Source organism: Pseudomonas fluorescens (genome assembly GCF_001623525.1).
In the GTDB taxonomy this organism is placed as follows: domain Bacteria; phylum Pseudomonadota; class Gammaproteobacteria; order Pseudomonadales; family Pseudomonadaceae; genus Aquipseudomonas; species Aquipseudomonas fluorescens_Q.
Genome location: NZ_CP015225.1, coordinates 6236700 through 6261096, shown reverse-complemented (window position 1 = coordinate 6261096; position 24397 = coordinate 6236700). Strand labels below are relative to the sequence as shown.

Genomic DNA, 24397 nt, shown 5'->3' with positions numbered 1-24397 from the left:
GAGCGAGCTTGCTCGCGATAGCGGAGGGTCAGTTGATAAAGTGTTGACTGGCCCACCGTAATCGCGAGCGAGCTCGCTCCCATAGGGTATGGGTGGTAAGCCGCTAGACCTCCGAATCCCAGATCACCGTGACATTGCCGCTGTAGTGCTTAGCGTCTCCCGCCAGCATTTCCTCCACCTGGCTACGGCCCACTTCGAAATGCAGCGTGCCCGGCTTGCGGTCGACGTAGTGCCCCGGCTGGAACAGTTCGGTACCACTGCCATCGAGATAGAGCCGGCGGCGATTGACGGGTTGGCCGGCAGCGTCCGTCAGGCCGTTGGGGAGGGTCACGCTGATGTCCACCGGTATCAAATAACCGGTGCTGGGTGCCCACAGCAGGCAGGTGTTGTCGTCGGCATCAGCGAACTGGCACTCCAGGCGCATCTTGAAACGCGACGAAGCCCAGAGATGGAAGGTCTGGTCACGGAACAAGCGCGTCGGCTTTTGTCCTTGGTTCAACCAGGCCTGCCAGCCGCCTTGGGGTTCGAGTACGACTTTGTTGCCGCCAGGAGGCACTTCGACTTTGAGCGTGTGTTGGACTTCGAGATTGAAATTGAGCGTCAGCAATGAATCGTTCGGCAACATGACATCGCCCATGTCAATGTCCTGCCCCGGCCCGACGGTATAGTTCAACGACCCCGTGTAGTGACCGGTCGACATTTTCAAAGGGTTAGGAGTACGCAATTCGTAGGCAAGGTCCATGTATACAACTTGGAGCCCCGGAATCAGGTATTTTGCCTGCTTCGCGCACGCAACATCTTGATGCGGCGCCAGCCAGAAAAAATAGAAACCGTTAAAGCCAGAGTGGGCTTCAACAGGAGTAGCTCTACACGGCTGGGGAGGCCTACTCCAATTACCACCCGCCCATAGCTTTCGGTGGGCCTCAAAGAGGCTCACTCCTCCCCCAACCAAGTCCATGGCACTCTCACTGAGTCGATACATCCCGCCCAAGCCGGCAATTCGTACTGAAACCTCTTCACTTTCACCCGTGGACGAATTAATGACCTGCATCGTCCGCCAATTGCCGGGAATTATGAACATGGCGCCTTGCCGGTTATCTGGGTGATTGGCCTGAATGGCACTGGACGAGGCAAAAGTAAGGGGAATGGTAAGACTGAATATATCCGCAGCCGCACAGTGTGCTGGCCAGTGATTACAAAATCCCGTAACCGGCGTGGTATTGACGAATTTGTTGTCCATGGGCTTCGCGGGATCAGGCCGAAAAACCGCGCTGATTTCCCTGGTAGCAGCATCGGCCGTCGCCAAACCTGCAAACAACCAGGCAAGCACCATGATTGCGCGGTACATCGAAACACCCCGTTTCAAGATCGCTGGATGACTCATATAAACCCGCTCCAATGAACTACGGCGCAATGGCATCAAACACCATGTGCACGGTGCCGAAGTAATCCCCTGGCGCATATTCCTCAGCCGTCTTGACGGCGATGATTTCCAACCCCACGCGCCGACCCGGCCGAGCCTCGGCGGCCGAGACTACCTGGGCCGAATCCAACGTCAGTTGGACGTTGTTGAACCGCACCTGCAGGTCAATGCGCTCCCGGCCATTGGACAGGTATGCCTCTTCGCCCAGGCGGGCACCAATGGCCCCGTTGATGTTCTTCACTTCGTAATTCGCCCGCAGCGGAAGCAGTCCCGAGGTCAAGGTGCTGAACAGCATCGGCTGTTCGCGTTCGACCAGTTGCGGGTCAACCGGTAACACATGGAATTCGGTGGTCGGGATGGTGACGAAGAGTTCGAACGTTTCCCGCTCCACCGCCCCCCACGCCGCAAGACTCGGCAGCGCCAGGGTGGTGAAGATCAGGGTGTGCAGCGATGTCTTGAACATGATGATTACCTGTGGCGTCAACGGCGATTCAGCGACGGCGCGCCGTCAGCCTTTGATCTCGATGGCTTTCTCGTCGCGGCCTTCGACCAGGTTGAAGCGATACTCACGGCCGGGCTCCTTGTCGAACGAAAAGGAGCGTCCAACCATGACGTGATGCTTCATGGTCGGCCGGCAATCGTTGTCTTTCTTCGCCGCACAGTCCTTGAATTCGTCGATCACCACCACGCTGTTGCCGTTATTGCGCAGCACATAACGGTTGGCGCTGTTATCGATGACCGTGTCGAAGCGGGTTTCCTTGGGCCGCACGAAAAACACCGTGCCAAAGCCAGCCAGCACCTTGACCCCAGCCGCGATGCGCTCTTTCTTGTACTCCTCGCGCTCCTCGGCGCTGATCGCGAATTCGTCCTCGGCCTCCGGTACTACCGGTACGAAGCGAACCCGGAAGTAGCGTTCCTTGCTGCGCTCACCCATGAACAGCAGACGCGTCCCCTGCATACCGTTGGCCGGAACGATCATCCGCGCCGGGCTCGCCATCAGGCCGTTCTTGGCGAGCGCGCCTTCCTGATCTTGCAGCGCCACCTCCTGATAGCTGCCATCCTCGTTGTAGAGGATCTCCAGGATGTCGACCTTGACGAACGCGGTGGACGTCCCGCCGTTGAACACCCGCTTCATGTAGGTGCTCTTGTCGCCGTCGAGGTAGTCGTAGACCACCCCGACATTAATCTGCGGCCCGGCCTGGGCCACCGTGGAAACCAACGCCAAACCACACAGAGCCAAAAAACGCTTCATAACCAAAACCTCATCTATCGAAGGCGGCCGATGGCGACCGCTTCACGCAACACTGTTGTTAAAACCGTCAGGCTCAACCCGCCGCCTCGAGCTGATTGCCGTTGCCGGCCAGGGTGTCCGGCGTGCAGCGCAAATCACCGATCATCAACACATCGCCCTCGCTGCTGGCGTTGTCCGGGTCAAGGCGGAACTGGCAGAGCAAGTCGTTGCCGTAGCGCACCTCCAGCGTCGGCGAGCTGGCGTTCATTTCCATGGAGAAGAACCCGTCCACCTCGCTGACCCCACGGCTGGCGTGGTTGATCACGTGATGGCCCTTGAGCGGCTGGCCCTGCCCGTCCAGCAGGCGGCCGAGCACGGTCACGCTGCGCATGACGCTGACCTTGCGGTAGTCCACGCCGCCCTTGTTCAGGTGATAGCGGGTACGCGCCGGTTGGATGTTGGCCGCTGGCGGATGAAGACCGTCGAAGTCGAAGGTGACCAGACTATTCTGGTAGGCCGTGATGGGCACGAAGTTGCGACCCGGGCGCAACGTGGTGGTACCGCCTGTGAGGTCGTCGGCGAGCAGGACGATGTCGTCCAGGTCGGTTTCCACGTCGACGATCATCCCCGCGCCGCCATTCTGCGGCAGGCCGGTGAAGGCGACTTTCCGGCCGCCCACGGCCACCGTACTGCTCAGGTTCAAGCCCCCGGTGAGGTTGCCGTTGTAGGAAGAACGCTGGACGAAACCGTCGCCATACAACGAATCGGTTTCGAAACTGGCCAGGCCCGACAACCCCATGCCGTAGGTGTCGGTCAGGGCCGTGGCGGACACGCTTTGCAGCACGTGGTCCTGCAGGTCCCGGCGATAGGTCAGCGAAGCATTGTTGTCTCGGTCACCGTCCCGCGAGGTGCGGGTGCCGATGCTGCCCGACCAATACTCCCCCGGCCCGCCCAGGGCGACGCTGACGCTCAGGTCCAAGCCGCGATTACGCCGATCGGCGGTGCTCGAGGTGCCCGGGCGATCGAATACCGACAGCCGCCAGTTGGCATCGCTGCTGCCCAGCTTGCCGCGCTGGGTCCAACCCAGGTCCAGGCCGGCGCCCTCGACGTTGCCTTCGCTGTAGAACAGCCGCCCATTGACCGACGATTTGTTGCTCAACCGGTGGTTGACCGCCAGCGACGAGTTACTGGTCTGGCCGACGAACACGTTGCGCTGGCGGACTCGGGTGCCGTCCGGCAGGACTTCGTAGGTGTTGCGAGTGTCCAGCCAACTGCGGTTATGGCTGGCTACCACACTGCCCAGCCCATAACTGTACAGCGCTTGCAAGTCCATGCCGGTGCCGTATTGCTCGGTCTGGTAGACGTTGGCAAAGAAGCTGGTGTTGTTGGCCAGGGTCCAGTCCACCGAGGTGCCGTATTGCAGTTTGTCCTGCACCTGGCGCGTGGAAAGTCCCAGTACCACCCGTGGATGCAGCAGGTAATTAAGGCCAACCCCGGCGGTCATGAAGCCCGACGGCTGATCGTCCCAGTTGCTCAGCAACTTGCTTTCCCGCCCGGCGAACAGGTTGTAGCGCCAGCGATCGTCGGCGCTGCGCCAGTTGTTGGGTTTGTAGACCAGTTCCTGAGTGGTGGCGGTGGTCTGTCCGTCCTCGATCAGCCGCACCTCCACTTCATAGATACCGCCAGGCAATGGCCGGGTGTCCAGGCTCTGCAAACCGGCGCTGACGGCCTGGGTGTTGATCAGCAGGCCGTTGCGGTATATCTCCACCGCAGCCTGACGGCTGGCGGTGACATAAATCGGATAGACACTGGGCTTGGGATTGTTGATGACCAGGCTGTCGGAACTGCCGTACATCACACCCACTGCGGTGTCCGGGTTGGCGCCGAACGAACGGATCTGCCGGTTCAGGCCATCGGAACCCGGCATGAAATAACCCAGGCGAAAAAAGCTGTCCTCCATTTCTCGCTGGGTGAACAGTTCATGGACCGCGTGATAGAGCTTATCGTCCGGGCCACCCAGGCGCGAAAGCTGCAAGTCGAACGACTGGGTCCAGTTGCCCAGGCTGGAACTGGCGTTAAGGCCATAACGCCCGCCGGTGTCCTGCTCCTGGCCACCGTTGAGATTGAGTTGGTTATTGAAGATCAGGCCAAGGCTGCCCTCTTCTGGCTGGTCGTAAAAACGCTTCTCTGCGCCGCCACGTTCCACATTCTGAGTGAGGATCGACACCAGCGAATGTTCGAGGCTGTAATGCACCGCCAGGAGTCCCGACGTGCATCGGGTTTCGCAAGCCCCCAAGGGGCGCCCTTCTTTGAGCAGTTGTTCCCATTGCCCGCGATCGACAGCCGAGACCGGGCTGTCCTGGGTGTCGGTGAATTCAAGCAAGGTAATGCGATCATCCCGCGTCAACACCACCATGGCTTCGCCGAGGTACTGTTGATCGAGTTCTACACGAACCGCCAGAGGCACATCGAAAAAGTGGGCTTCAAACTCTTCCGGCAACCCCTTGGCCTGAGACAACAGACTTCTGGGCGTTGTACCGGGGGCAGTCGGCGCAGCCAATGCGCTCGCGCACAGCAATAGCGCGAGGGCACCCGCGATGGGTGTCATCGGAAACATCAACGGATTCTCATAATCAACGAACGATCAGGGCGTTTTCAGGTGCGGGCCGCCCGGCTAGGGAGCGCTGGACGGCCTGCAGCAATGCCCGTGCAATGAGGTGAAACTCATCGGGCATCGAACGGCATCACGGAGTAACGCGTGGCACCGCGTCGAAGATCACGGTGAAGTCAGCCGCGTATTGGCCCACTTGGGTATCGGTAGGGTTGGTCGAGGCCCTGATGAGCATGTCGGCCTGGGTGCCCGGAGTGGAGGCAGCATCGGTCACCACTTCCTGAGGGAACTCGGTAAGGGTGACATTGTTGAACTGAGTCAGCAGCGGAATGGCATCCGAACCGTTGGTCAGCGAAGGCTGGCCGCCCAAGATGTAAGCGTGAACCGAACCGTCGGTGTTCTTCACGTCATAGGTCTGGCGCAAAGAGCTCAGGGTATTGGTCACCGGGTTGTAGTTCATGACCTCATCCTTACCGAAGTCCGGATTACGCGGCAGTACATGGAACTGCTTGGTAGGAATGGTCGCGGTGATATGGATCGAGGAGCGCGCATCATCAGCGGCGAACGCCGCCGAAGAACCCAGGGCAGCAGCGACCAGAGCAGTACCGGATACGAATTGTTTGAGCATGTTGTTAACACCTGTTCTTGACATAAAGAGAAGGGTTGAAAGTTGCAGGCCAATAACCACTTGGCCTGCCCCCTTCAACGCCGGGGCATGATCGGCTCTCTTTAATCAAAAATAAGCAGGCACTTTCCCATAAGCATGTAGTACTTCGTGCATATAGCACGAAGAAAAAGAAGCCATTTCTTATAAAGTTGAAGTTTGGCTGTCAGAAACACCCCACATTGCCAGCCTACACGCTACTCAATCATTACAAATGTATGCAGCCCGTATGCTTGTCACCCCGGGTCTAGAGCTTTCATGTAAGGTTTTTTCCAAACCCAAGTAAGACCTTGAGAATAAAAATACATCTTAGTTCCAGAAACTTATCAAAGATATATCTTTAAATAAAGATATATCTAAGTTTTATCTTATGCAGAATGGAGAGCGCGCATATGACAGTCACTTATTCCCTTCCCAAGAACGATGGACTTGAACAACCCACGGCAGTCCGTGAGCGTGGCAGCCGGGGTCCACGGGTCTTCGCCTCCGGCGATCTGAAGCTGCTGTTGCTGGCGCTGATTGCCGAACAGCCTTGCCATGGCTATGACCTGATCCGTCGGATCGAAAATATGTTCGACGGCGCCTACAGCCCCAGCCCCGGGGTGATCTACCCGACCCTGACCTTCCTCGAAATGAGCTCACTGGTCACCTGCGGCGTCGACGACGGAAAAAAATGCTACAGCGTGACCGATGCCGGACGTCTATCCCTTGAAGAACAGGCCGCGGCGCTGGATGAGGTGCGGGAGCGCGTGGAAACACGCAAGCGCACGCTGCGCGGCCATGACCGCCCCGCGGAGATCCACGAAGCGGTGTATAACCTGCGGCATGCGCTGCAAAAGCACCCTGGGAACTGGAGCCCGGAAGAAATCACGCGGGTAAGCGACTTGCTCAACGACACCGCCAAAGCCATCATCGACGGCCCCGACCGTCCACCCGTTTCGGAGTCAACGCCATGACTGAAGTCGATCCAAACACCATTCACCGTGTCAATCACGAGGTCAAACGCCGGCGCCTGGAAGTCTTGCGGGTGCAGGACCTGACCCCGCGGATGCGCCGCATCACCGTCGGTGGGCCGGAACTGGCCGGGTTCGTCAGCCTGGGCACGGATGATCACGTCAAGCTGTTTTTCCCGCAGAACGCTGAGGAACGGGCGGCGCTGGAAAGCCTCAACCTCAGCGCCGGCAAGGCCCCGGGCGCGCTGCCGGAAATGCGCGACTACACCCCGCGCCGCTATGACCTGGACACCCTGGAGATGGATATCGATTTCGTGCTCCACGGCGACGGCCCTGCCTCGACCTGGGCGGCCCAGGCAACGCCGGGGCAGTACCTCGACATCGGTGGGCCACGGGGTTCGATGATCGTGCCGGACATCTTCGACAGCTACCTGCTGATCGGCGACGAAACCGCCCTCCCCGCCATCGCCCGCCGCCTCGAAGGCCTGGCGCCGAACCGGCGTGCCCTGGTGGTGGTGGAAGTGGAAAACGGCGCCGAGCAGCAGGTCCTCCAGAGCTCGGCGCAGGTGCATGTGATCTGGGTGCTGCGCGAAGGTCGCCAGGACAACCTGTTGACCACCGTGCAGCAGTTGGATATGCCCGGTGGCAAGCTCTACGCCTGGGTCGCCACCGAGAGCAAGGTGTCGCGGCAGATTCGCAAGGTGTTGCTGGACGAGAAAGGGTTGGATCAGGATTTCGTGAAGGCTGTAGGGTATTGGAAGGCGGAGGGGAGTGAGGAGGAATGAGCTATTGGCGGCGGCTAAACTACTACCCATTGAGCGACACAGAACTCCGTGGCGAGGGAGCTTGCTCCCGCTGGGCTGCGCAGCAGCCCCCCTCTCAAAGACCACTCAATTAACCTGATCCACCGGGTTGCCTGGTTTGGGGCCGCTTCGCGCCCCAGCGGGAGCAAGCTCCCTCGCCACAGGGAATATCGCTATCCTTCAATATTTGGCACGACATTTCACCAGGTACCCCCATGCTCTTCCTGATCGCCTACATCGCCAGCGTCGTGCTGATCAACTTCGCGTTTTCCGCCGCGCCGCACCTGGACATCATCTGGTCGGCCTGGGGCGGGCTGGTGTTTATCCTGCGGGACATGGTGCAGACCCGTTTCGGCCATGGTGCTATCGCGGCGATGCTGGTGGCTCTGGTGTTGTCCTATGTCACCTCGGATCCGACCATCGCCCTGGCCAGTGCCACGGCGTTTGCCGTGTCCGAGTGCATCGACTGGCTGGTGTTCACGATCACCAAACGCCCATTGCATGATCGGCTGTGGATCAGTTCGGCCCTGAGTATTCCATTGGACACGTTCATTTTCTTCGGCCTGATCGACGCTCTGACGCCTGCCGTGGTGATCACCGCCCTGGCCTCGAAATTCGCCGGGGTCACGGCTGTCTGGCTGATCATGGCCTGGCGTTTGCGCAAGCAAACCGTCGCCACCTGAAGCCAAAACCCGCAGTTCATGTAAAATGCCGCGTTTTCTCCCCACGGGAAGCTCGCCCGGCGTGCAACCCTCGACGACCGCTCCTGTTTGAGGACCTTCAGATGACCCGTATCGGAACTCCCTTGTCGCCCACCGCGACCCGCGTTTTGTTGTGTGGCAGCGGCGAGCTGGGCAAGGAAGTGGTAATCGAGCTGCAGCGCCTGGGCGTTGAAGTGATCGCCGTGGATCGCTACGCCAACGCGCCGGCCATGCAAGTGGCCCACCGCAGCCATGTGATCAACATGCTCGACGGCGCCGCCCTGCGTGCGGTGATCGAAGCCGAGAAGCCGCATTTCATCGTGCCGGAAATCGAAGCCATCGCCACCGCCACCCTGGTGGAACTGGAAGCCGAAGGCTTCACCGTGATCCCTACCGCCCGCGCCGCGCAGTTGACCATGAACCGCGAAGGCATCCGTCGCCTGGCCGCCGAAGAACTGGGCCTGCCGACCTCGCCGTATTTCTTCGCCGACACCGTGGAAGACTATCGCAAGGCCGTCGAAACCCTGGGCTTCCCATGTGTGGTCAAGCCGGTGATGAGTTCCTCGGGCAAGGGGCAGAGTCTGCTGCGCAGTGCCGACGACGTGCAGAAAGCCTGGGACTATGCCCAGGAAGGCGGCCGTGCCGGCAAAGGCCGGGTAATCATCGAAGGCTTCATCGACTTCGACTACGAAATCACCTTGCTGACCGTGCGCCATGTCGGCGGTACCACGTTCTGTGCACCGGTCGGTCATCGTCAGGAGAAAGGCGACTACCAGGAATCCTGGCAGCCGCAAGCCATGAGCCCGGTGGCCCTGGCTGAATCCGAGCGCGTCGCCAAGGCAGTGACCGAGGCCCTGGGTGGTCGCGGCCTGTTTGGCGTCGAGCTGTTCATCAAGGGTGATCAGGTGTGGTTCAGCGAAGTCTCGCCACGTCCGCACGACACTGGTTTGGTGACGCTGATTTCCCAGGACTTGTCGCAATTCGCCCTGCACGCCCGCGCCATTCTCGGCCTGCCGATTCCGTTGATCCGCCAGTTCGGCCCATCGGCTTCGGCGGTGATCCTGGTGGAAGGCCAGTCGACCCAGACCGCTTTCGCCAACCTCGGCGCCGCCCTGAGCGAGCCGGACACCGCCCTGCGCCTGTTCGGCAAGCCGGAAGTCAACGGCCAGCGCCGCCTGGGCGTGGCCCTGGCCCGCGACGAATCCATCGAAGCGGCCCGCGCCAAGGCGACCCGGGCTTCGCAGGCCGTCAAGATCGAGCTGTAAGGCTGGCACCCCCCCCGTGGCGAGGGAGCTTGCTCCCGCTGGGGCGCGAAGCGGCCCTAAAACCCGGCGACGCGGTGGATCAGGTTGATTGAGTGAGTTTGAGAGGGGCTGCTGCGCAGCCCAGCGGGAGCAAGCTCCCTCGCCACAAAAGCTCAAAAGCCCAAAAGCCCAAAAAGGCCTGTGTTCAAGCTACAAAAAAGGCGACACCCGCAAAGGTGTCGCCTTTTTCATTGCCGCCGGTCTGGCTTAATCCGGCAGTTTGTACGCGATCACATAGTCACCCTGCTTGGTGCCCAAGGAACCGTGGCCGCCGGCGACGACCAGCACATATTGCTTGCCGTCCTTGCCGGTGTAGGTCATCGGCGTGGTCTGGGCCCCCGCTGGCAGGCGACCCTCCCACAGTTGCTTGCCGTTTTTCACGTCATAGGCACGCAGGTACTGGTCGAGGGTGCCGCTGAGGAACGCCAGGCCGCTGGCGGTGGTGAAGGTGCCGCCCAGGCTCGGTACGCCCATGCTCAGCGGGATCGGTACCGGCGAGCTGTCACGCACGGTGCCGTTCTTGTGTTTCCACAGGGTCTTGTTGTTGGTCAGGTCCACCGCCGCCACATAACCCCAGGCCGGCGCCTGGCAAGGCAGGCCCATCGGCGAGAGCAGCGCTTCGAGGATCACCCCATACGGCGCGCCTTTGTTCGGCTGTACGCCTTCGGTTTCGCTCTTGCGCCCCGGACCGCCAGCCACTTCGGCTGCCGGCACCAATTTGGACTTGAACGCCATGTAGCTCGGGTTGACGAAGGCGATCTGGCGCACCGGGTCCACCGAAATACCGCCCCAGTCGAACACACCGAAGTTACCCGGGTAAACGATTGAGCCTTGCAGCGACGGCGGCGTGAACATGCCCTCATAACGCAGCGACTTGAAGTCGATCCGGCAGAGCATCTGGTCGAACGGGGTCACGCCCCACATGTCGCGTTCCTTGAGGACCGGCGGCACGAAGTTCAGGTCGGACATCGGTTGGGTCGGCGAGGTGTGGTCACCTTCCACCGCGCCTTGGGGCACCGGGATTTCCTTGATCGGGATGATCGGCTGGCCATTGCTGCGGTCCAGCACGTAGATGCTGCCCTGCTTGGTCGACGCCAATACAGCGGGTTTCACACCATCGGCGGTCTTCATGTCCATCAGGGTCGGTTGACCGCCGACGTCCATGTCCCACAGGTCGTGGTGAGTGAACTGGAAGTACCAGCGCACCTTGCCGGTGGCGATGTCCAGCGCCGTCAGGCCAGCGGCGTATTTTTCCGATTCCGGCGTACGGAAACCACCAAACTGGTCGGGGGTCTGGTTGCCCATCGGCAGGTAGAGCATGCCGAGTTTTTCATCGACGCTGAACATGGACCACATGTTCGGCGAATTGCGGGTGTAGGTCTTGCCCTCGGCAATCGGCGCGGTGTCGTCCGGGTTGCCGCTGTCCCAGTTCCACACCAGCTTGCCGGTGTGCACGTCGTAGGCACGGATGACGCCGCTGGGCTCGTCGGTGGAGACGTTATCGGTGACGTGGCCGCCGATCACCACCAGGTTCTGGGTGACCGCCGGTGGCGACGTGGAGTAGTAACCGCCGGCCGTGAAACCGCCGATGTTGGCAGTCAGGTCGACCTGGCCCTTGTCGCCGAAGTCTTCGCACATCTTGCCGGTGTCGGCGTTGAGGGCGATCAGGCGGGTGTCGGCGGTCGGCAAGAAGATCCGCCGCGGGCAAGTGGTGCTGGCCGGCGAGGTGCTGGCGACACCCGTCGGGCTCTGCTCGGCAGAGGCGTACACCGCATCATCGTGATAAGTCACGCCACGGCAGGTCATGTGCGCCCAACCCTTGAAGTTCTCCGCTTTTTGCGTGGAAAGCTTCGGATCGAAACGCCAGATTTCCTTGCCGGTTTCCGGTTCCAGGGCAATCACCTGGCTGTGGGGCGTGCACACATAAAGCATGCCGTTGGCCTTCAGCGGGGTGTTTTCGGCAGTGGTTTCACCCGGATCGTTCGGCCCTGGCAGGTCGCCGGTACGATAGGTCCAGGCCGGCACCAGTTTGCTGACGTTCTCGGGGGTGATCTGTGCCAGCGGCGAATAGCGATCGCCATGGGCACTGCGCCCGTAGGAGTTCCAGTCGCCTTCCGGCATGGCCGGTGCGGTGTTGGCCATACCCGGCACGCTGTCACGATCCAGTTGGCCCTTGATCTCACCCGGGTTGGTGAACTGGCTGGCGAGGGCGGCGACACCGGCGATGACCACGGCGGCGCCCAATGCGCGGGTTCCGGTGGCCGAGGCATCGGCGGTCAACAGCGGGCGGCGGAACCACGGCAGCAACATGACGATGCCCAGGGCAAACAACAGCGCCAGGCGCGGCACCAGTTGCCACCAATCCAGGCCCACTTCCCACAACGCCCACACGGTGCTGGCGAACAGCACCAGCGCGTACAGGCCCAGGGCCGCGCGGCGGGCCATGATCAGCAGCACGCCAGTCAACGCCAGGCCGATACCGGCCAGCAGGTAATACCACGAGCCGCCAAGCGTGCTCAGCTTGACTCCCCCGGCCAACAGGGCCAGGCCCATCAATAGAAGCAGAATGCCGAGCAAACTCGGTAGCAGACGGCTTCGACTCAAAGCACCCTCAGTGCTCATAGTGTGTTTCTCCGTGACGTTTTAAGGAGTTCCGCGCAAGTAGTCACTGTAGATGACGATCTTGCAGGGGCATGGTTCAGTTGAAAAAAGGCAAATTCGGTTGCCGCGATCCCTTGTGGGAGCGAGCTTGCTCGCGATGCGGTGTGTCAGCCGGCTTCAATGTTGAATGTGCAATCGTTATCGCGAGCAAGCTCGCTCCCACAGAAATCCTGAAAGACAGCGCTGTCTTTCAAAATCTGAACACTGGGCGTTCTTTGATCTTTCAGCAGGATTGAGCTGGACGCAGAGACTTAGGCACGCCAGAAGAAGCGTTTCAGCAAGCGGGCAAGGATAATGTCCTGTTCTCAATAGAGAAAGGGCTTTTGCTGACATGAATCATCTCGGATTCGGTAACAGTGCGCCTGGCGCTGGCGGCCATGATGAAGGCTATGCTTCCACCAAAGGGGCACCTCGGCTAAGGTGCGCGGCTTTACACCTTTAGCGCGAAGACCTCCCATGACCGAACCCAACAACAACCCGCTGCACGGCGTGACGCTGGAGCAGATTCTCAATGCCCTGGTGCAGCACTATGAATGGTCGGGGCTGGCCGAGCGCATCGATATCCGTTGCTTCAAAAGCGACCCGAGCATCAAGTCGAGCCTGACCTTCCTGCGCAAGACGCCGTGGGCGCGGGAGAAAGTCGAGCGCCTGTACATCAAGTTGATGCGCACCAAGCGGCCGGTCTGAGCCGTGGGCAGTGATCAGGGTCGTCACCTCACGCTGCGACAGCGTTTTGTCTCGGTGACGGCACTGCTGGGCTGGGTGGGATTGAGCATCCAGTTGTATCTGATCCTGCTGGGTCGCTGGAAACTGGACGCGAGCCTGCTGGGCGGGCTGGTGAGTTTCTTCAGTTTTTTCACGGTCCTGACCAACACCCTGGTAGCCGTGGTGTTGACCTGGGAACTGACCCCTGGCGAATCGGCGGCCCGACGCTGGTTCCTGCTGCCCAGCGTGCGCAGCGGCATCGCCGTGAGCATCGCCCTGGTCGGCCTGGCCTACAACCTGCTGCTGCGCCACCTCTGGCAACCCGAAGGCTGGCAGTTCGTGGCCGACGAATTACTGCACGACGTGGTGCCCTTGCTGTACATCGCCTATTGGTGGCTGTGGGTGCCCAAAGGTACCTTGCGCCTGGGTCACATCAAGCTGTGGGTGATCTACCCCTTGATGTATTTCGCCTATGTCCTGCTGCGCGGGGATCTATTGGCAGCTTACCCCTACCCTTTCATCGATGTGACGAACCTGGGTTATCCGCAGGTTTTCATCAATGCTGGGGGATATTGCTGGGGTTTGTCGGGATTGCGCTGGGGGTGGTGGGGTTGGATCGGTGGGTTGGACGACGATCGACTAAAGCCTTGTGAGATGCCCTTGTGGCGAGGGAGCTTGCTCCCGCTGGGCTGCGCAGCAGCCCCCTTGGATCAGCCAGACGCACCGAGTTGTCAGTGCGTTATTGGGGCTGCTTCACGCCCTGAGCTCTTCCGTCAACATGCTTTCGTTGCCTCCGGTGCTCTTATCAAAGGCGAGTCGTGGCGGGCCAAGGCTTGTAAATAGACGCTCTCGTCATACTGGGATCCAGCATTCCAGCACCGATAAACGATCCTGATCCATTTAAAAGCCAGTGCCCTCAGGGCTGCTTGATGAGAGCAGCCTTTGGCCTTCTGTTGGCGATAGTACGCCCCTGCCCATACCGATTGATTGATGCTGTGGGCAGCCCACTCGACAAATGTCTGGCGCAAAAAGGTTGAACATTGATAGCGCCAGCGAACGATTTTCTTCTTGCCACTGCGCTCGGTAACCGGAGCGATCCCGGCATATCGCTGCATAGCACCAGCATCCTTGAAGCGATCACGTTGCTCACCAAAAGCTACCATTAGCCGTGGTGCAAGCTGTTGCCCGGCTCCAGGCAAGGATTTGAAGAGGCTGTAATCGGCCAGGGTATTGGCCGTTTCTTCGATCGCCGCATCAAACTGCTTGATCGCCACCAGCATCCCACTCAGTTGCGATGCCAGGGTCCGCACATACAGCGCTGAAGGGTTAACAATCCCCGGATCCTCTGTCAGCGGCGTGGCCTTGAGGATCAAGGCCAGACGCTGCTGATTGAGTTCTGCATGGCGAACATTATGCGCGTTAAGAAACTTCAAAACGCTTGTAGGCCGAGCACGTTTAAGTGTTTCCAACGTCGACCAGCGCTCCAGGAAATCACAGAACACCTGTGTGTCATGATCGTGGAACAACTCCAGCGCCAACGGATAGTACTGCTTGAGCATGCAAACCAACCGATTACTGATTCTTACCCGCTCATCAACCAAGGTTCTCCGATGTTCAGTCAAGCTAGCCAGAGAACGTATGGCAGGACTTTGTTTCTCCTGCTGGGGAAATCTGTCGGGATGCTTGAGCAATAGCTCAAGTGCCCACTGGGCATCGCTCGGATCGTCCTTCGCACCGCTGGGAACGAAGGCCTTACGCTGCTTGGCTAAGGTGGCGGGGTTGATCGGGAACAAACAAAAAAAATCATATTTTTGCAGGGCCGCTATCAACGGTCCTTTGTCTAACTCCACGGCAATGGCGATAGGACCGCCATAACGCTGATACAGCGCATGAGCCCATTGATCAATAGCTTCGGGGTTGTGTCGGATGACCGAGAAGCACCGCTGGGCTTGCCCAGCAACCTGCAAACAGACGTCATGTTTGGTATCGGCCCAATCAATTCCGATATAAGCAGTGAATTTCTGAGACAAGAGCGTTTGCATCGCACACCTCCACAGACGCTAAAGTACATGCAGGAACATGCATGCTTGCGTCCAGCGAAGGCGATATAGAGAGCCGTGCCCGGCTTTCCCTGAGTGTTCGTTAGAGGGCGCAAGCGCACCTGCTGGGCTCGAAGGTGAAGCAGTAATCATCGAGATGCGTTGCAGCCCTATTCGTAGCTCGCAGGTGCATGTTCCTTCCTCGCAACAACCGGACTCCAGCGAGTATCAGTATGGGGGAGCAAGGAACGGACTACCTATATCGCAGCCCAGCGGGAGCAAGCTCCCTCGCCACAGGGTTTTGTGTTCGCAAGTGGACATCACCGCCTGGCCGGCAACATCCACACCAACCCACTGGCCTTGGCCCGGTCATGACACAAGGCCAAGACGCTGCGTCGCTCTTCGTTGTCCATCCGGCTCCAACGGGTGATCTCCGCCACGGTGCGCTGGCAACCGGTGCAGATGTCGTCATCGTCCAGCGCACAGATGTTCACGCAGGGCGAAGGCACCGGGCGTTCAGGGGCGCTCATGGTTCCTGCTCGAACAGGTCGCGGGCGTAGCGCTGGGAATTGTGCACATAGTGCGCCGCACTGGCCTCGAGCATTTTCTTCTGGGCCTCGGTCAGTTCACGCACCACCTTGCCGGGCGAGCCCATCACCAGCGAACCGTCGGGAATTTCCTTGCCCTCGCCGATCAGCGAGTTGGCGCCGATGATGCAGTTCTTGCCGATCTTCGCGCCGTTGAGAATCACCGCGTTGATGCCGATGAGGCTGTAGTCGCCCACCGTGCAGCCGTGGAGCATGGCGTTGTGGCCGATGGTCACGCCGGTGCCGATGGTCAGCGGATAGCCCATGTCGGTGTGCATCACCGTGCCGTCCTGTACGTTGCTGTTCTTGCCGATCAGGATCAGTTCGTTGTCACCACGCAGCACGGCGTTGAACCAGACGTTGGCGCCCTCTTCGAGGCGGACCTTGCCCACCAGCGTGGCGTTGGGCGCAACCCAGCTCTGTGGGTGGGTTTCGACACGGGCATCGCCCAGGCGATATTTCATGAGAGTCCTCGGGGCGTCAGGTATTGATGAAACTCTTGGGCGGTTTGTGCAGGTCGATTTCGGCGTCGTACAGCAGGTTGACCAATTCGACGATCATGATCGCCGTCAGTCCCCAGATCTTGTATTCGCCAAAGCGATAACTGGGCACGTACCAACTGTGGCCCTGGTAATCGATGCGGTGCGTGTGTTCGCGTGGGTCCTTGCGGAAAAACTCCAGCGGCACGCTGAATACCGCAGCGATCTCGGCATCGTTGGCCAGGTATTCGACGTAGTCCGGAATCACTCCGACATAAGGCGTGACCTTGATGCCGTGCAACGAGATCAGCGGGCTGAGGGGGCCAATCACTTCCACCAGGCCGGGCGGCAGGCCGATCTCTTCCTCGGCTTCGCGCAGGGCGGTGAAGATCAGGTCCGGGTCTTCCGGGTCGCGGCGCCCGCCGGGGAACGCCACCTCGCCGCCATGGGTCGAGAGCCCGCTGGCGCGCAGGGTCAGTACCAGCTCCGGTTCATCGCTGCGGGTAATCGGCACCAGCACCGCGGCTTCAGGGAAACGTCGGTCAGCCTGCAGATCGTGCGGGGTATGGTTACTTACTCGATGCAGTAGCTCGTCCAGCATGAGACTTCTCGATTTATTCGCTACCTTGCATCATGCACCAATCGTTCAAGCGGCCCAACCCCCGCACCGCGTCGTGTCGCGAAACGACAACTTGCCGCACCGGCCCACGCACGCCAAGATAGGCGCAGCATTCAGGAATCCAAGCATGAAATTCTGCAGCCAGTGCGGTAACCCGGTGACCCAGCGCATACCCGAAGGCGACTCGCGCCTGCGTTTTGTTTGCGACACCTGCCACACCATCCATTACCAGAACCCCAACATCGTCGCCGGTTGCATACCGACCTGGGGCAGTAAAGTCTTGTTGTGCCGACGCGCCATCGAGCCAAGGCGTGGTTACTGGACGCTGCCGGCGGGCTTCATGGAGAACGGCGAGACGGTCGAACAGGCCGCCGTACGCGAAACCGCCGAGGAAGCCTGCGCCCGTGTGCGAAATTTGAGCATCTATACGCTGATTGACGTACCGCATATCAGCCAGGTACATGTATTCTTCCGCGCCGAACTGGTGGATGAGGATTTCGCCGCCGGGCCCGAGAGCCTGGAAGTGAAACTGTTCGAAGAAGCGGATATTCCCTGGAATGAACTGGCGTTCCGCACGGTGGGCCGCACCCTGGAATATTTCTATGCGGACCGCCGGGCCGAAGATTACTCGGTGCGATCCGAATCGATCCCGCCACTGGCCCAGCCTGCCAATACATAAAAAACCCATTAATAGCCGCGACACCTCTAGGGATATCGTTTCAATGCGCTGGTTGCTTGTCCTGTTCTGCTTGTCGTTCACCGCTGTGTCTCAGGCTTCCGCGCCGGGAACCTACAACGGCAAGACCATCGAAAAAGTGCTGGTGCTCAAGTCCGCCCATCAATTGCAATTGATCAACGACGGCAAGCCGCTCAAGACCTATCGCATCTCCCTGGGCAAGGGCGCCAAGAAAGGCCCCAAGCTGATCGAAGGCGACAAGCGCACCCCCGAGGGTTTCTACTGGATCGACTGGCGCAAGACCAGCGACCGCTTCTACCTGTCGATGCACATTTCCTACCCCAACATCACCGACGCCGCCCGCGCCCGCCGTGAAGGCGTGGAACCGGGGGGCATGATCATGATCCACGGCACGCCGGATTCGGAAGAGAACCCTGAGCAGTTGTTCCACACCTTGGACTGGACCGATGGCTGCATCGCCATGCGCAATGTGGATATGCGCGAGGTTTGGAACCTAGTGCCGGATGGCACCATGATCGAGATTCGTCCATAGCCCCGAAGCAGCTCCTGTGGCGAGGGGATTTATCCCCGTTGGGCTGCGCAGCAGACCCAAGGCAGCCAACTCAATTTGCCTGACACACCGGGTTGTCTGGTTTTGGGGCCGCTTCGCAGCCCAGCGGGGATAAATCCCCTCACCACAGGGACGGTGTCGATCTCACATCTTGCTACAAGTCCCGGAAGCGGAGCGCAACCGCCTTATCAGCTTTGATCTACCCTCAAAACTGATGCGGTGGCGCGACGCCCCGCAGAATTCATAGTGAGACGTGTCACGTCGAAGCATAGGCAGTCATGACGTATGTGATTCGACAGGGCTTCACCGTTCCAGATGGACATCAAATCATGACAACTCATAACAGTTTTATACGGACGACCGCGGTTGCGGTGGTGGCGTTGGCGAGTGTTTGGCAGTTGGGAGGCGACGCGTGGGGGGCTGGGGCGCCTGCGGAGGGTAAAGAGGAGCCGTGGTATCAAGCCTGGCTTCAGGTTACGGCGGATTCGAGCGTGGATATTCACAGAACTACGCCCTGGTTGCGCTGGCGTACCGACATGGACACGCTCTATCGGGGGGATACGACGGGACAGGGCCTCGATGCCTTCGAGAAGGGGATGTTGCCCAAAGCTGTGGGCGTCCCTGAAAACGAATGGATATATGACTGGATCACCCACGCGAGTGGAAGCGCGGGAACGGTGTTCAGCAGTACAACGCGTAGCCTGGCCTGGGCCCAAAACTATGCCAAAGAATGGGTGTACGAGTTCACTGCCCCCCACGGAATCGATCAGGTGCCATCGGGGGGGCCCTTTCCAAGAGACCAGGAAATCAGCTTCCCGGGCGGGGTCAAGGGGCACTTCATCAAACAGGCCTGTCACAAAGACGATCTTGCCAAATGCAGGCCGAACCCAAACTACCGAGCCCCCACCGGCCGCGAGTCGATGCAGGACGTCGCCGCGATTTCCATCAATTGGAGCCGGCTGACGCCTCCAGAGGGGCTGGCATGGGTAACGACCAAGCAATCCCTTTGGGCCGTCGGCTCTACGACGATCAACCCCGTGCAGGGAGCGGATGCGCTTAGCAACGGGCTACGGGGCTGGAACTCTTTGCCACCAAGTTTGAGATCGGCGCGCTGGCTGGAGGACTCCACGGCCCGATCGCTCGTTGTAGCGTTTCGCGATTATAGCGAAGCCAAGCTCTGGGCAACCCAGGAAGCAAAAAATGGCGGCTGGGTATATGAGGTCAGGCCCAACAGCGTGGCGGTTGATTTGTCGATACCTAGCGCTGGCTCGCGTGAAGGCGCCTACGCATTCATCGGCGGTATCAAAGGCGGCCTATTGATGAATGCACGCCGTTTCGAGAAAGGCGTGAGCCAACCGGTCGAGTGCATTGGCATCGAAAAAGAAGCGTGCCGGCTTGAGAACCTCCACCAATAGTTATCAAGGAATGAATCCCCTCGCCACAAAACACCATCCCCCGTGGCGAGGGAGCTTGCTCCCGCTGGGCTGCGCAGCAGACCCAAACAGCCAATCTCAATCGACCTGACACACCGCGCTCGATCGTTCCCACGCTCCCGCGTGGGAATGCCGCCAGGGACGCTCTGCGTTCCGCTTCTGGAAGGTGACGCAGAGCGTCACGGGATGCATTCCCACGCGGGCAGCGACACCCAAAGGCTAGAGCCCCCGCTTCCGAGGGACAACCCTAAAAACTTGTCGGAAACTTCGGTGCGTCTGACAGACCGCTATCTCTGTGGCGAGGGAGCTTGCTCCCGCTGGGGCGCGCAGCGGCCCCAAATAATTCCCTCGCAACTCGGTGTGTCTGGCAGATCCAGGGGGCTGCTGCGCAGCCCAGCGGGAGCAAGCTCCCTCGCCACAGGTTCCGTGTACACCGATAAATCGGCTTCAAATAGCGCCCAATAAAAAACCCGCTGATTCATCAGCGGGTTTTTCATTTCAACGGCCCGGGATCAAAAATCCTCTAACCGCCACACTTCATACGCCGGTGTCTCGTAGGGATGGCTCTGTTTCAGCGCGTCCACCACGCCACGAGTCAGCTCATCGGCAACGACAAGCTCCACTTTCCATTCCTCGACCTGCTCGACCTGTCCCGCCTGGCCAATGAACGGCTGGCTGCCGTCCAACGGGCGAAACTGGCCCAAGCCCAGGACTTGCCAGGCGCAGTGGTCATAGTCGCCGATTCGCCCGCCACCGGCAGCGAATACGGCGTTTTTGACCACGTCCACATGGCTGGCCGGGACGAAGAAGCAGAGCTTGTACACCGTCTTAGTTCACCCAGACGCGCGCGTTACGGAACATGCGCATCCATGGCGCGTCTTCGTTCCAGTCGTCCGAACGCCACGAGTTCTGCACCGCGCGGAACACCCGCTCCGGGTGCGGCATCATGATCGTGACGCGGCCGTCGCGGCTGGTCAGGCCGGTGATCCCGCGCGGCGAGCCGTTCGGGTTGGCCGGGTAGGTTTCGGTGACCTTGCCGTGGTTGTCGACAAACCGCAGCGACACGCAACCGGACAGGTCGGCTTCGAGCAGCGCTTCTTCGCTTTCGAATTCCGCATGGCCTTCGCCGTGGGCGATGGCGATCGGCATGCGCGAACCGGCCATGCCCTGCAGGAAGATCGAGTTCGACTCCTGCACCTGGACCATTGCCACGCGCGCTTCGAACTGCTCGGAACGGTTACGCACGAAGTGCGGCCAGAACTCGCTGCCCGGGATCAGTTCGTGCAGGTTGGACATCATCTGGCAACCGTTGCACACGCCAAGGGTGAAGCTGTCGGTACGTTCGAAGAAGCCCTGGAACGCATCGCGGGCACGGCTGTTGAACAGCGCCGACTTGGCCCAGCCCTCACCGGCACCCAACACGTCACCGTAGGAGAAACCGCCACAAGCGACCATGCCCTTGAAGTCGTTCAGGTCGACACGACCAGCGAGGATGTCGCTCATGTGCACATCGATCGCGTTGAAGCCGGCGCGGTCGAACGCCGCCGCCATTTCCACCTGGCCGTTGACGCCCTGCTCGCGCAGGACCGCCACTTGTGGGCGAATGCCTTTCTTGATGTAAGGCGCGGCCACGTCGTGGTTGACGTCGTAGCTGAGCTTGGCGCTCAGGCCCGGGTTGTCTTCTTCCAGCAGTGCGTCGAATTCCTGCTCGGCGCAGTCGGCGTTGTCCCGCAGGCGCTGGATCTGGTAGCTGGTTTCCGCCCACTGGCGCTGCAACAGGCTGCGCTGGCCTTCGAAGACGGTGTCGCCGTTGAAGGTGATGTTGATGTGGGCGTTGTTGATCGGCTGGCCGATCACCGAAACGCAGTCGGCCAGGCCAGCCGCGCTGAACTGGGCGAGGATGTCCGGGGTGGCGTCCTGGCGAACCTGGATCACCGCGCCCAACTCTTCGTTGAACAGGATGGCCGGGATTTCGGCGCTGGACTCGGCCACGCTGTCGAGGGTCAGGCTCAGGCCGCAGTGACCGGCAAAGGCCATTTCCACCACGGTGGTCAGCAAGCCGCCATCGGAGCGGTCGTGGTAGGCCAGCAGGTGACCGTCGGCGTTGAGGCCCTGGATCACGGCGAAGAACGCTTTCAGGTCTTCGGCATCGTCGACGTCCGGCGCTTGCGAGCCGAGCTTGCCGTGCACCTGGGCCAGGATCGAGGCGCCCATGCGGTTTTGGCCACGGCCCAGGTCGATCAGGATCAGGTCGGTGGTGCCCTTGTCCATGCGCAGTTGCGGGGTCAGGGTCTGGCGGATGTCGGTGACCGGGGCGAAACCGGTCACGATCAGCGACAGCGGCGAGGTCACGCTCTTGTCCACGCCTTCGTCGCTCCAGCGCGTGGCCATGGACATGGAGTCCTTGCCCACCGGAATGGTGATGCCCAGCTCAGGGCACAGCTCCATGCCGACAGCCTTGACGGTGTCGTACAGGCGGGCGTCTTCACCCGGGTGACCGGCGGCGGACATCCAGTTGGCCGACAACTTGATGTCGGAAATCTTGCCAATGCGCGAAGCCGCGATGTTGGTCAGGGTCTCGCCGATTGCCATGCGGCCCGAGGCCGGGGCATCCAGCAGCGCCAGCGGCGTGCGCTCGCCCATCGCCATGGCTTCGCCGGTGTAGACGTCGAAGCTGGTGGCGGTCACGGCCACGTCGGCCACCGGCACCTGCCATGGGCCGACCATCTGGTCACGGGCCACGAGGCCGGTGATGGTGCGGTCGCCAATGGTGATCAGGAAGCTTTTGCTCGCCACGGCCGGGTGATGCAGCACGCGCTCGATGGACTCGGCGAGGTCGAGAGTCGACGGATCGAAATCGTCCCCCAGCTCCGCTTCGCGAACGGCCGAACGGTGCATGCGCGGGGCCTTGCCCAGCAGCACTTCCAGCGGCATGTCCACCGGGCTGTTGCCGAAATGGCTGTCGGTGACGGTCAGTTGCGGCTCGGCGGTGGCTTCACCCACTACCGCGAACGGGCAGCGCTCACGCTCGCAAATGGCCTGGAAACGTTCGAAGTCGGCCGGGCCGACCGCCAGGACGTAACGCTCCTGGGATTCGTTGCTCCAGATTTCGTGCGGGGCCATGCCCGGCTCGTCGTTTGGAATGTTGCGCAGTTCGAAGCGGCCACCACGGCCACCGTCGTTGACCAGTTCCGGGAAGGCGTTGGACAGGCCGCCCGCGCCGACGTCGTGGATGAAGCTGATGGGGTTGTGTTCACCCAACTGCCAGCAACGGTCGATGACTTCCTGGCAACGGCGTTCCATTTCCGGGTTTTCCCGCTGGACCGACGCAAAGTCCAGGTCGGCCGAGCTGGTGCCGGTGGCCATGGAGGAAGCGGCGCCACCGCCCAGGCCGATCAGCATGGCCGGGCCACCGAGGACGATCAGCTTGGAGCCGACCAGGATCTCGCCTTTCTGCACGTGGTCGGCGCGGATGTTGCCCATGCCGCCAGCCAACATGATCGGCTTGTGGTAACCACGGACTTCCTCACCGCGCGGGGTGGTGATGGACTGTTCGAAGGTACGGAAATAGCCGGTCAGGGCCGGACGGCCGAATTCGTTGTTGAACGCCGCGCCCCCCAGGGGGCCTTCGATCATGATGTCCAGGGCGTTGACGATGCGCTCAGGCTTGCCGTACGGCTTTTCCCACGGCTGTTCAAAACCCGGGATCTGCAGGTTCGACACGGTGAAGCCGGTCAGGCCGGCCTTGGGCTTGGCACCACGCCCGGTGGCGCCTTCGTCGCGGATCTCGCCACCGGAACCGGTGGACGCGCCCGGGAACGGGGCGATCGCGGTCGGGTGGTTGTGGGTCTCGACCTTCATCAGGATGTGCACCGGCTCCTGGACCGCACCGTACTGGCGGGTCTCAGGGTTCGGGTAGAAACGACCGGCAACGTTGCCGACGATCACCGCCGCGTTGTCCTTGTAGGCCGACAGCACACCTTCGTTATGCATCTGGTAGGTGTTCTTGATCATGCCGAACAGGCTTTTTTCCTGGCTCTGGCCGTCAATGTCCCAACTGGCGTTGAAGATCTTGTGACGGCAGTGCTCGGAGTTGGCCTGGGCGAACATCATCAGTTCGATGTCGTGAGGGTTGCGCTTCAAGCCCTGGAAAGCGTTGACCAGGTAATCGATCTCGTCTTCGGCCAGGGCCAGGCCCAGCTCGGCGTTGGCTTTTTCCAGCGCGGCACGGCCGCCGCCCAACACGTCGATGGCGGTCAGTGGCTTGGGTTCGGCGTGGCTGAACAGGCCGGCGGCCTGCTCCAGGTTGCCCAGGACGACCTGGGTCATGCGGTCATGCAGGCCGTCGGCGATCAGTTGGGCCTCGGCCTCGCTGAATTCACCGGCGACATAAAAGGCAATACCGCGCTCCAGGCGCTGGACTTTCGCCAGGCCGCAGTTGCGGGCGATATCGCTGGCCTTGCTCGACCACGGCGAAATGGTGCCGAAACGCGGCAGTACCAGGAACAGGCGACCGGCCGGCTCCTGGACAGGAACACTGGGACCGTACTTCAGAAGGCGCGCAAGCACCTGCTGTTCGTCGCCGGTCAAACCGCCGGTGACTTCGGCGAAGTGAGCGAATTCAGCATACAAGCCACTGACAGCCGGAACCTTCTGGCTCAGTTGCTCAAGGAGTTTGCTGTGGCGAAAGGCAGAAAGGGCAGGAGCGCCGCGCAGGATCAACATCTTCGGGACAGCCTCGGGAAGGGGGTGTGCTTTGAGGCCGTGCATTCTAGCCTAAACCGCCGGCAACGGCACCCGAAACGGCACGCGCAGTGCTGGCCGAATGTCGGTCTTTGCGTGCGCGACGGTATCGGACACCCGCGCCAAGGCTGCCGAAGAGATATTTTTCAGCGATGCAAAGCCCCGCGCGCCCCGGCCGGCCTGTGTTGCGGACA

The 24397-nt window shown here is 60.7% G+C and carries 20 protein-coding genes and 1 pseudogene; 9 read left to right on the top strand and 12 right to left on the bottom strand.

From position 1 onward, the window contains the following. Positions 1-103: 103 nt before the first annotated feature. The 5 genes from TK06_RS33635 to TK06_RS27180 all read right to left on the bottom strand — a co-directional run bounded on the left by TK06_RS33635 (position 104) and on the right by TK06_RS27180 (position 5893). A complete protein-coding gene (locus TK06_RS33635) occupies positions 104-1348 on the bottom strand; it encodes a hypothetical protein (protein ID WP_063325229.1) in 1245 nt (414 codons plus the stop codon). 55 nt (positions 1349-1403) lie between these two features. Then, a complete protein-coding gene (locus tag TK06_RS27195; RefSeq protein WP_063324553.1) occupies positions 1404-1886 on the bottom strand; it encodes a CS1 type fimbrial major subunit in 483 nt (160 codons plus the stop codon). A gap of 45 nt (positions 1887-1931) precedes the next feature. Next, positions 1932-2675, bottom strand: a complete 744-nt coding sequence (locus TK06_RS27190) for a hypothetical protein (RefSeq protein ID WP_063324552.1) — start codon at positions 2673-2675, stop codon at positions 1932-1934. A gap of 73 nt (positions 2676-2748) precedes the next feature. After that, complete coding sequence (locus TK06_RS27185) at positions 2749-5271, bottom strand: TcfC E-set like domain-containing protein (protein ID WP_063324551.1); 2523 nt, start codon at positions 5269-5271, stop codon at positions 2749-2751. A 127-nt stretch (positions 5272-5398) separates the two neighbouring features. Next, positions 5399-5893: a CS1 type fimbrial major subunit gene (locus tag TK06_RS27180; protein ID WP_063324550.1), complete on the bottom strand. Its 495-nt coding sequence runs from the start codon at positions 5891-5893 to the stop codon at positions 5399-5401. A gap of 428 nt (positions 5894-6321) precedes the next feature. On the opposite strand from TK06_RS27180, the gene TK06_RS27175 reads away from it, so the two are divergent. The 4 genes from TK06_RS27175 (at position 6322) to purT (ending at position 9651) form a co-directional block, all read left to right on the top strand. Further along, positions 6322-6885 carry a PadR family transcriptional regulator gene (locus TK06_RS27175; protein WP_063324549.1) on the top strand — a complete coding sequence of 188 codons (564 nt, stop codon included), beginning with the start codon at positions 6322-6324 and terminating at the stop codon, positions 6883-6885. Continuing rightward, positions 6882-7667 (top strand): siderophore-interacting protein, encoded by a 786-nt coding sequence (locus TK06_RS27170; RefSeq protein WP_063324548.1) that lies wholly within the window; start codon positions 6882-6884, stop codon positions 7665-7667. Before TK06_RS27175 ends, TK06_RS27170 begins: the two co-directional genes overlap by 4 nt. Positions 7668-7900: 233 nt before the next feature. Beyond that, positions 7901-8368, top strand: a complete 468-nt coding sequence (locus tag TK06_RS27165) for a hypothetical protein (protein WP_063324547.1) — start codon at positions 7901-7903, stop codon at positions 8366-8368. Positions 8369-8469: 101 nt separating this feature from the next. Beyond that, on the top strand, positions 8470-9651 hold the full coding sequence (gene purT, locus TK06_RS27160; protein ID WP_063324546.1) for a formate-dependent phosphoribosylglycinamide formyltransferase: 1182 nt from the start codon (positions 8470-8472) through the stop codon (positions 9649-9651). 246 nt (positions 9652-9897) lie between these two features. On the opposite strand, the gene TK06_RS27155 is transcribed toward purT, so the two are convergent. Beyond that, a complete protein-coding gene (locus TK06_RS27155) occupies positions 9898-12312 on the bottom strand; it encodes a glucose/quinate/shikimate family membrane-bound PQQ-dependent dehydrogenase (protein WP_063324545.1) in 2415 nt (804 codons plus the stop codon). Positions 12313-12807: 495 nt separating this feature from the next. Between TK06_RS27155 and TK06_RS27150 the strand changes: the two genes are divergently transcribed. Both TK06_RS27150 and TK06_RS27145 read left to right on the top strand, forming a co-directional pair. Further along, positions 12808-13038 carry a VF530 family DNA-binding protein gene (locus TK06_RS27150; RefSeq protein ID WP_003205228.1) on the top strand — a complete coding sequence of 77 codons (231 nt, stop codon included), beginning with the start codon at positions 12808-12810 and terminating at the stop codon, positions 13036-13038. A 3-nt stretch (positions 13039-13041) separates the two neighbouring features. Next, positions 13042-13709: pseudogene (locus TK06_RS27145) on the top strand (Pr6Pr family membrane protein). A gap of 120 nt (positions 13710-13829) precedes the next feature. On the opposite strand, the gene TK06_RS27140 reads toward TK06_RS27145, so the two are convergent. From TK06_RS27140 to TK06_RS27125, 4 genes are all read right to left on the bottom strand, one after another. Beyond that, positions 13830-15098: an IS110 family transposase gene (locus tag TK06_RS27140; RefSeq protein ID WP_063320322.1), complete on the bottom strand. Its 1269-nt coding sequence runs from the start codon at positions 15096-15098 to the stop codon at positions 13830-13832. Positions 15099-15415: 317 nt separating this feature from the next. Next, positions 15416-15625, bottom strand: a complete 210-nt coding sequence (locus tag TK06_RS27135) for a DUF1289 domain-containing protein (RefSeq protein WP_063324544.1) — start codon at positions 15623-15625, stop codon at positions 15416-15418. Next, complete coding sequence (locus TK06_RS27130; RefSeq protein ID WP_063324543.1) at positions 15622-16146, bottom strand: gamma carbonic anhydrase family protein; 525 nt, start codon at positions 16144-16146, stop codon at positions 15622-15624. Before TK06_RS27130 ends, TK06_RS27135 begins: the two co-directional genes overlap by 4 nt. A 16-nt stretch (positions 16147-16162) precedes the next feature. Then, positions 16163-16762, bottom strand: a complete 600-nt coding sequence (locus tag TK06_RS27125) for a CoA pyrophosphatase (protein ID WP_063324542.1) — start codon at positions 16760-16762, stop codon at positions 16163-16165. Between the two features lie 145 nt (positions 16763-16907). Here TK06_RS27125 and TK06_RS27120 point away from each other — a divergent pair, with 145 nt between their 5' ends. From TK06_RS27120 to TK06_RS27110, 3 genes are all read left to right on the top strand, one after another. Then, the gene (locus TK06_RS27120; RefSeq protein WP_063324541.1) at positions 16908-17459 is read left to right on the top strand and encodes an NUDIX hydrolase; all 552 of its coding nucleotides are present in this window, start codon (positions 16908-16910) and stop codon (positions 17457-17459) included. 43 nt (positions 17460-17502) lie between these two features. Further along, positions 17503-18009 carry a L,D-transpeptidase family protein gene (locus tag TK06_RS27115; RefSeq protein ID WP_063324540.1) on the top strand — a complete coding sequence of 169 codons (507 nt, stop codon included), beginning with the start codon at positions 17503-17505 and terminating at the stop codon, positions 18007-18009. A 347-nt stretch (positions 18010-18356) separates the two neighbouring features. Next, positions 18357-19442, top strand: coding sequence for a scabin-related ADP-ribosyltransferase (locus tag TK06_RS27110; protein ID WP_063324539.1), 1086 nt, complete (start codon positions 18357-18359; stop codon positions 19440-19442). Between the two features lie 530 nt (positions 19443-19972). Here the strand turns inward: TK06_RS27110 and TK06_RS27105 are convergent. Then, positions 19973-20284: a YqfO family protein gene (locus TK06_RS27105; RefSeq protein WP_063324538.1), complete on the bottom strand. Its 312-nt coding sequence runs from the start codon at positions 20282-20284 to the stop codon at positions 19973-19975. 4 nt (positions 20285-20288) lie between these two features. Then, the gene (gene purL, locus TK06_RS27100) at positions 20289-24185 is read right to left on the bottom strand and encodes a phosphoribosylformylglycinamidine synthase (protein ID WP_063324537.1); all 3897 of its coding nucleotides are present in this window, start codon (positions 24183-24185) and stop codon (positions 20289-20291) included. Between the last annotated feature and the right edge of the window lie 212 nt (positions 24186-24397).

What these genes read in the sequence shown, in the direction of transcription:
- TK06_RS33635 (WP_063325229.1), bottom strand. Translation starts at nt 1,348, where the DNA reads ATGTACCGCGCAATCATGGTGCTTGCCTGGTTGTTTGCAGGTTTGGCG.
- TK06_RS27195 (WP_063324553.1), bottom strand. Translation starts at nt 1,886, where the DNA reads ATGTTCAAGACATCGCTGCACACCCTGATCTTCACCACCCTGGCGCTG.
- TK06_RS27190 (WP_063324552.1), bottom strand. Translation starts at nt 2,675, where the DNA reads ATGAAGCGTTTTTTGGCTCTGTGTGGTTTGGCGTTGGTTTCCACGGTG.
- TK06_RS27185 (WP_063324551.1), bottom strand. Translation starts at nt 5,271, where the DNA reads ATGTTTCCGATGACACCCATCGCGGGTGCCCTCGCGCTATTGCTGTGC.
- TK06_RS27180 (WP_063324550.1), bottom strand. Translation starts at nt 5,893, where the DNA reads ATGCTCAAACAATTCGTATCCGGTACTGCTCTGGTCGCTGCTGCCCTG.
- TK06_RS27175 (WP_063324549.1), top strand. Translation starts at nt 6,322, where the DNA reads ATGACAGTCACTTATTCCCTTCCCAAGAACGATGGACTTGAACAACCC.
- TK06_RS27170 (WP_063324548.1), top strand. Translation starts at nt 6,882, where the DNA reads ATGACTGAAGTCGATCCAAACACCATTCACCGTGTCAATCACGAGGTC.
- TK06_RS27165 (WP_063324547.1), top strand. Translation starts at nt 7,901, where the DNA reads ATGCTCTTCCTGATCGCCTACATCGCCAGCGTCGTGCTGATCAACTTC.
- purT (WP_063324546.1), top strand. Translation starts at nt 8,470, where the DNA reads ATGACCCGTATCGGAACTCCCTTGTCGCCCACCGCGACCCGCGTTTTG.
- TK06_RS27155 (WP_063324545.1), bottom strand. Translation starts at nt 12,312, where the DNA reads ATGAGCACTGAGGGTGCTTTGAGTCGAAGCCGTCTGCTACCGAGTTTG.
- TK06_RS27150 (WP_003205228.1), top strand. Translation starts at nt 12,808, where the DNA reads ATGACCGAACCCAACAACAACCCGCTGCACGGCGTGACGCTGGAGCAG.
- TK06_RS27140 (WP_063320322.1), bottom strand. Translation starts at nt 15,098, where the DNA reads ATGCAAACGCTCTTGTCTCAGAAATTCACTGCTTATATCGGAATTGAT.
- TK06_RS27135 (WP_063324544.1), bottom strand. Translation starts at nt 15,625, where the DNA reads ATGAGCGCCCCTGAACGCCCGGTGCCTTCGCCCTGCGTGAACATCTGT.
- TK06_RS27130 (WP_063324543.1), bottom strand. Translation starts at nt 16,146, where the DNA reads ATGAAATATCGCCTGGGCGATGCCCGTGTCGAAACCCACCCACAGAGC.
- TK06_RS27125 (WP_063324542.1), bottom strand. Translation starts at nt 16,762, where the DNA reads ATGCTGGACGAGCTACTGCATCGAGTAAGTAACCATACCCCGCACGAT.
- TK06_RS27120 (WP_063324541.1), top strand. Translation starts at nt 16,908, where the DNA reads ATGAAATTCTGCAGCCAGTGCGGTAACCCGGTGACCCAGCGCATACCC.
- TK06_RS27115 (WP_063324540.1), top strand. Translation starts at nt 17,503, where the DNA reads ATGCGCTGGTTGCTTGTCCTGTTCTGCTTGTCGTTCACCGCTGTGTCT.
- TK06_RS27110 (WP_063324539.1), top strand. Translation starts at nt 18,357, where the DNA reads ATGACAACTCATAACAGTTTTATACGGACGACCGCGGTTGCGGTGGTG.
- purL (WP_063324537.1), bottom strand. Translation starts at nt 24,185, where the DNA reads ATGTTGATCCTGCGCGGCGCTCCTGCCCTTTCTGCCTTTCGCCACAGC.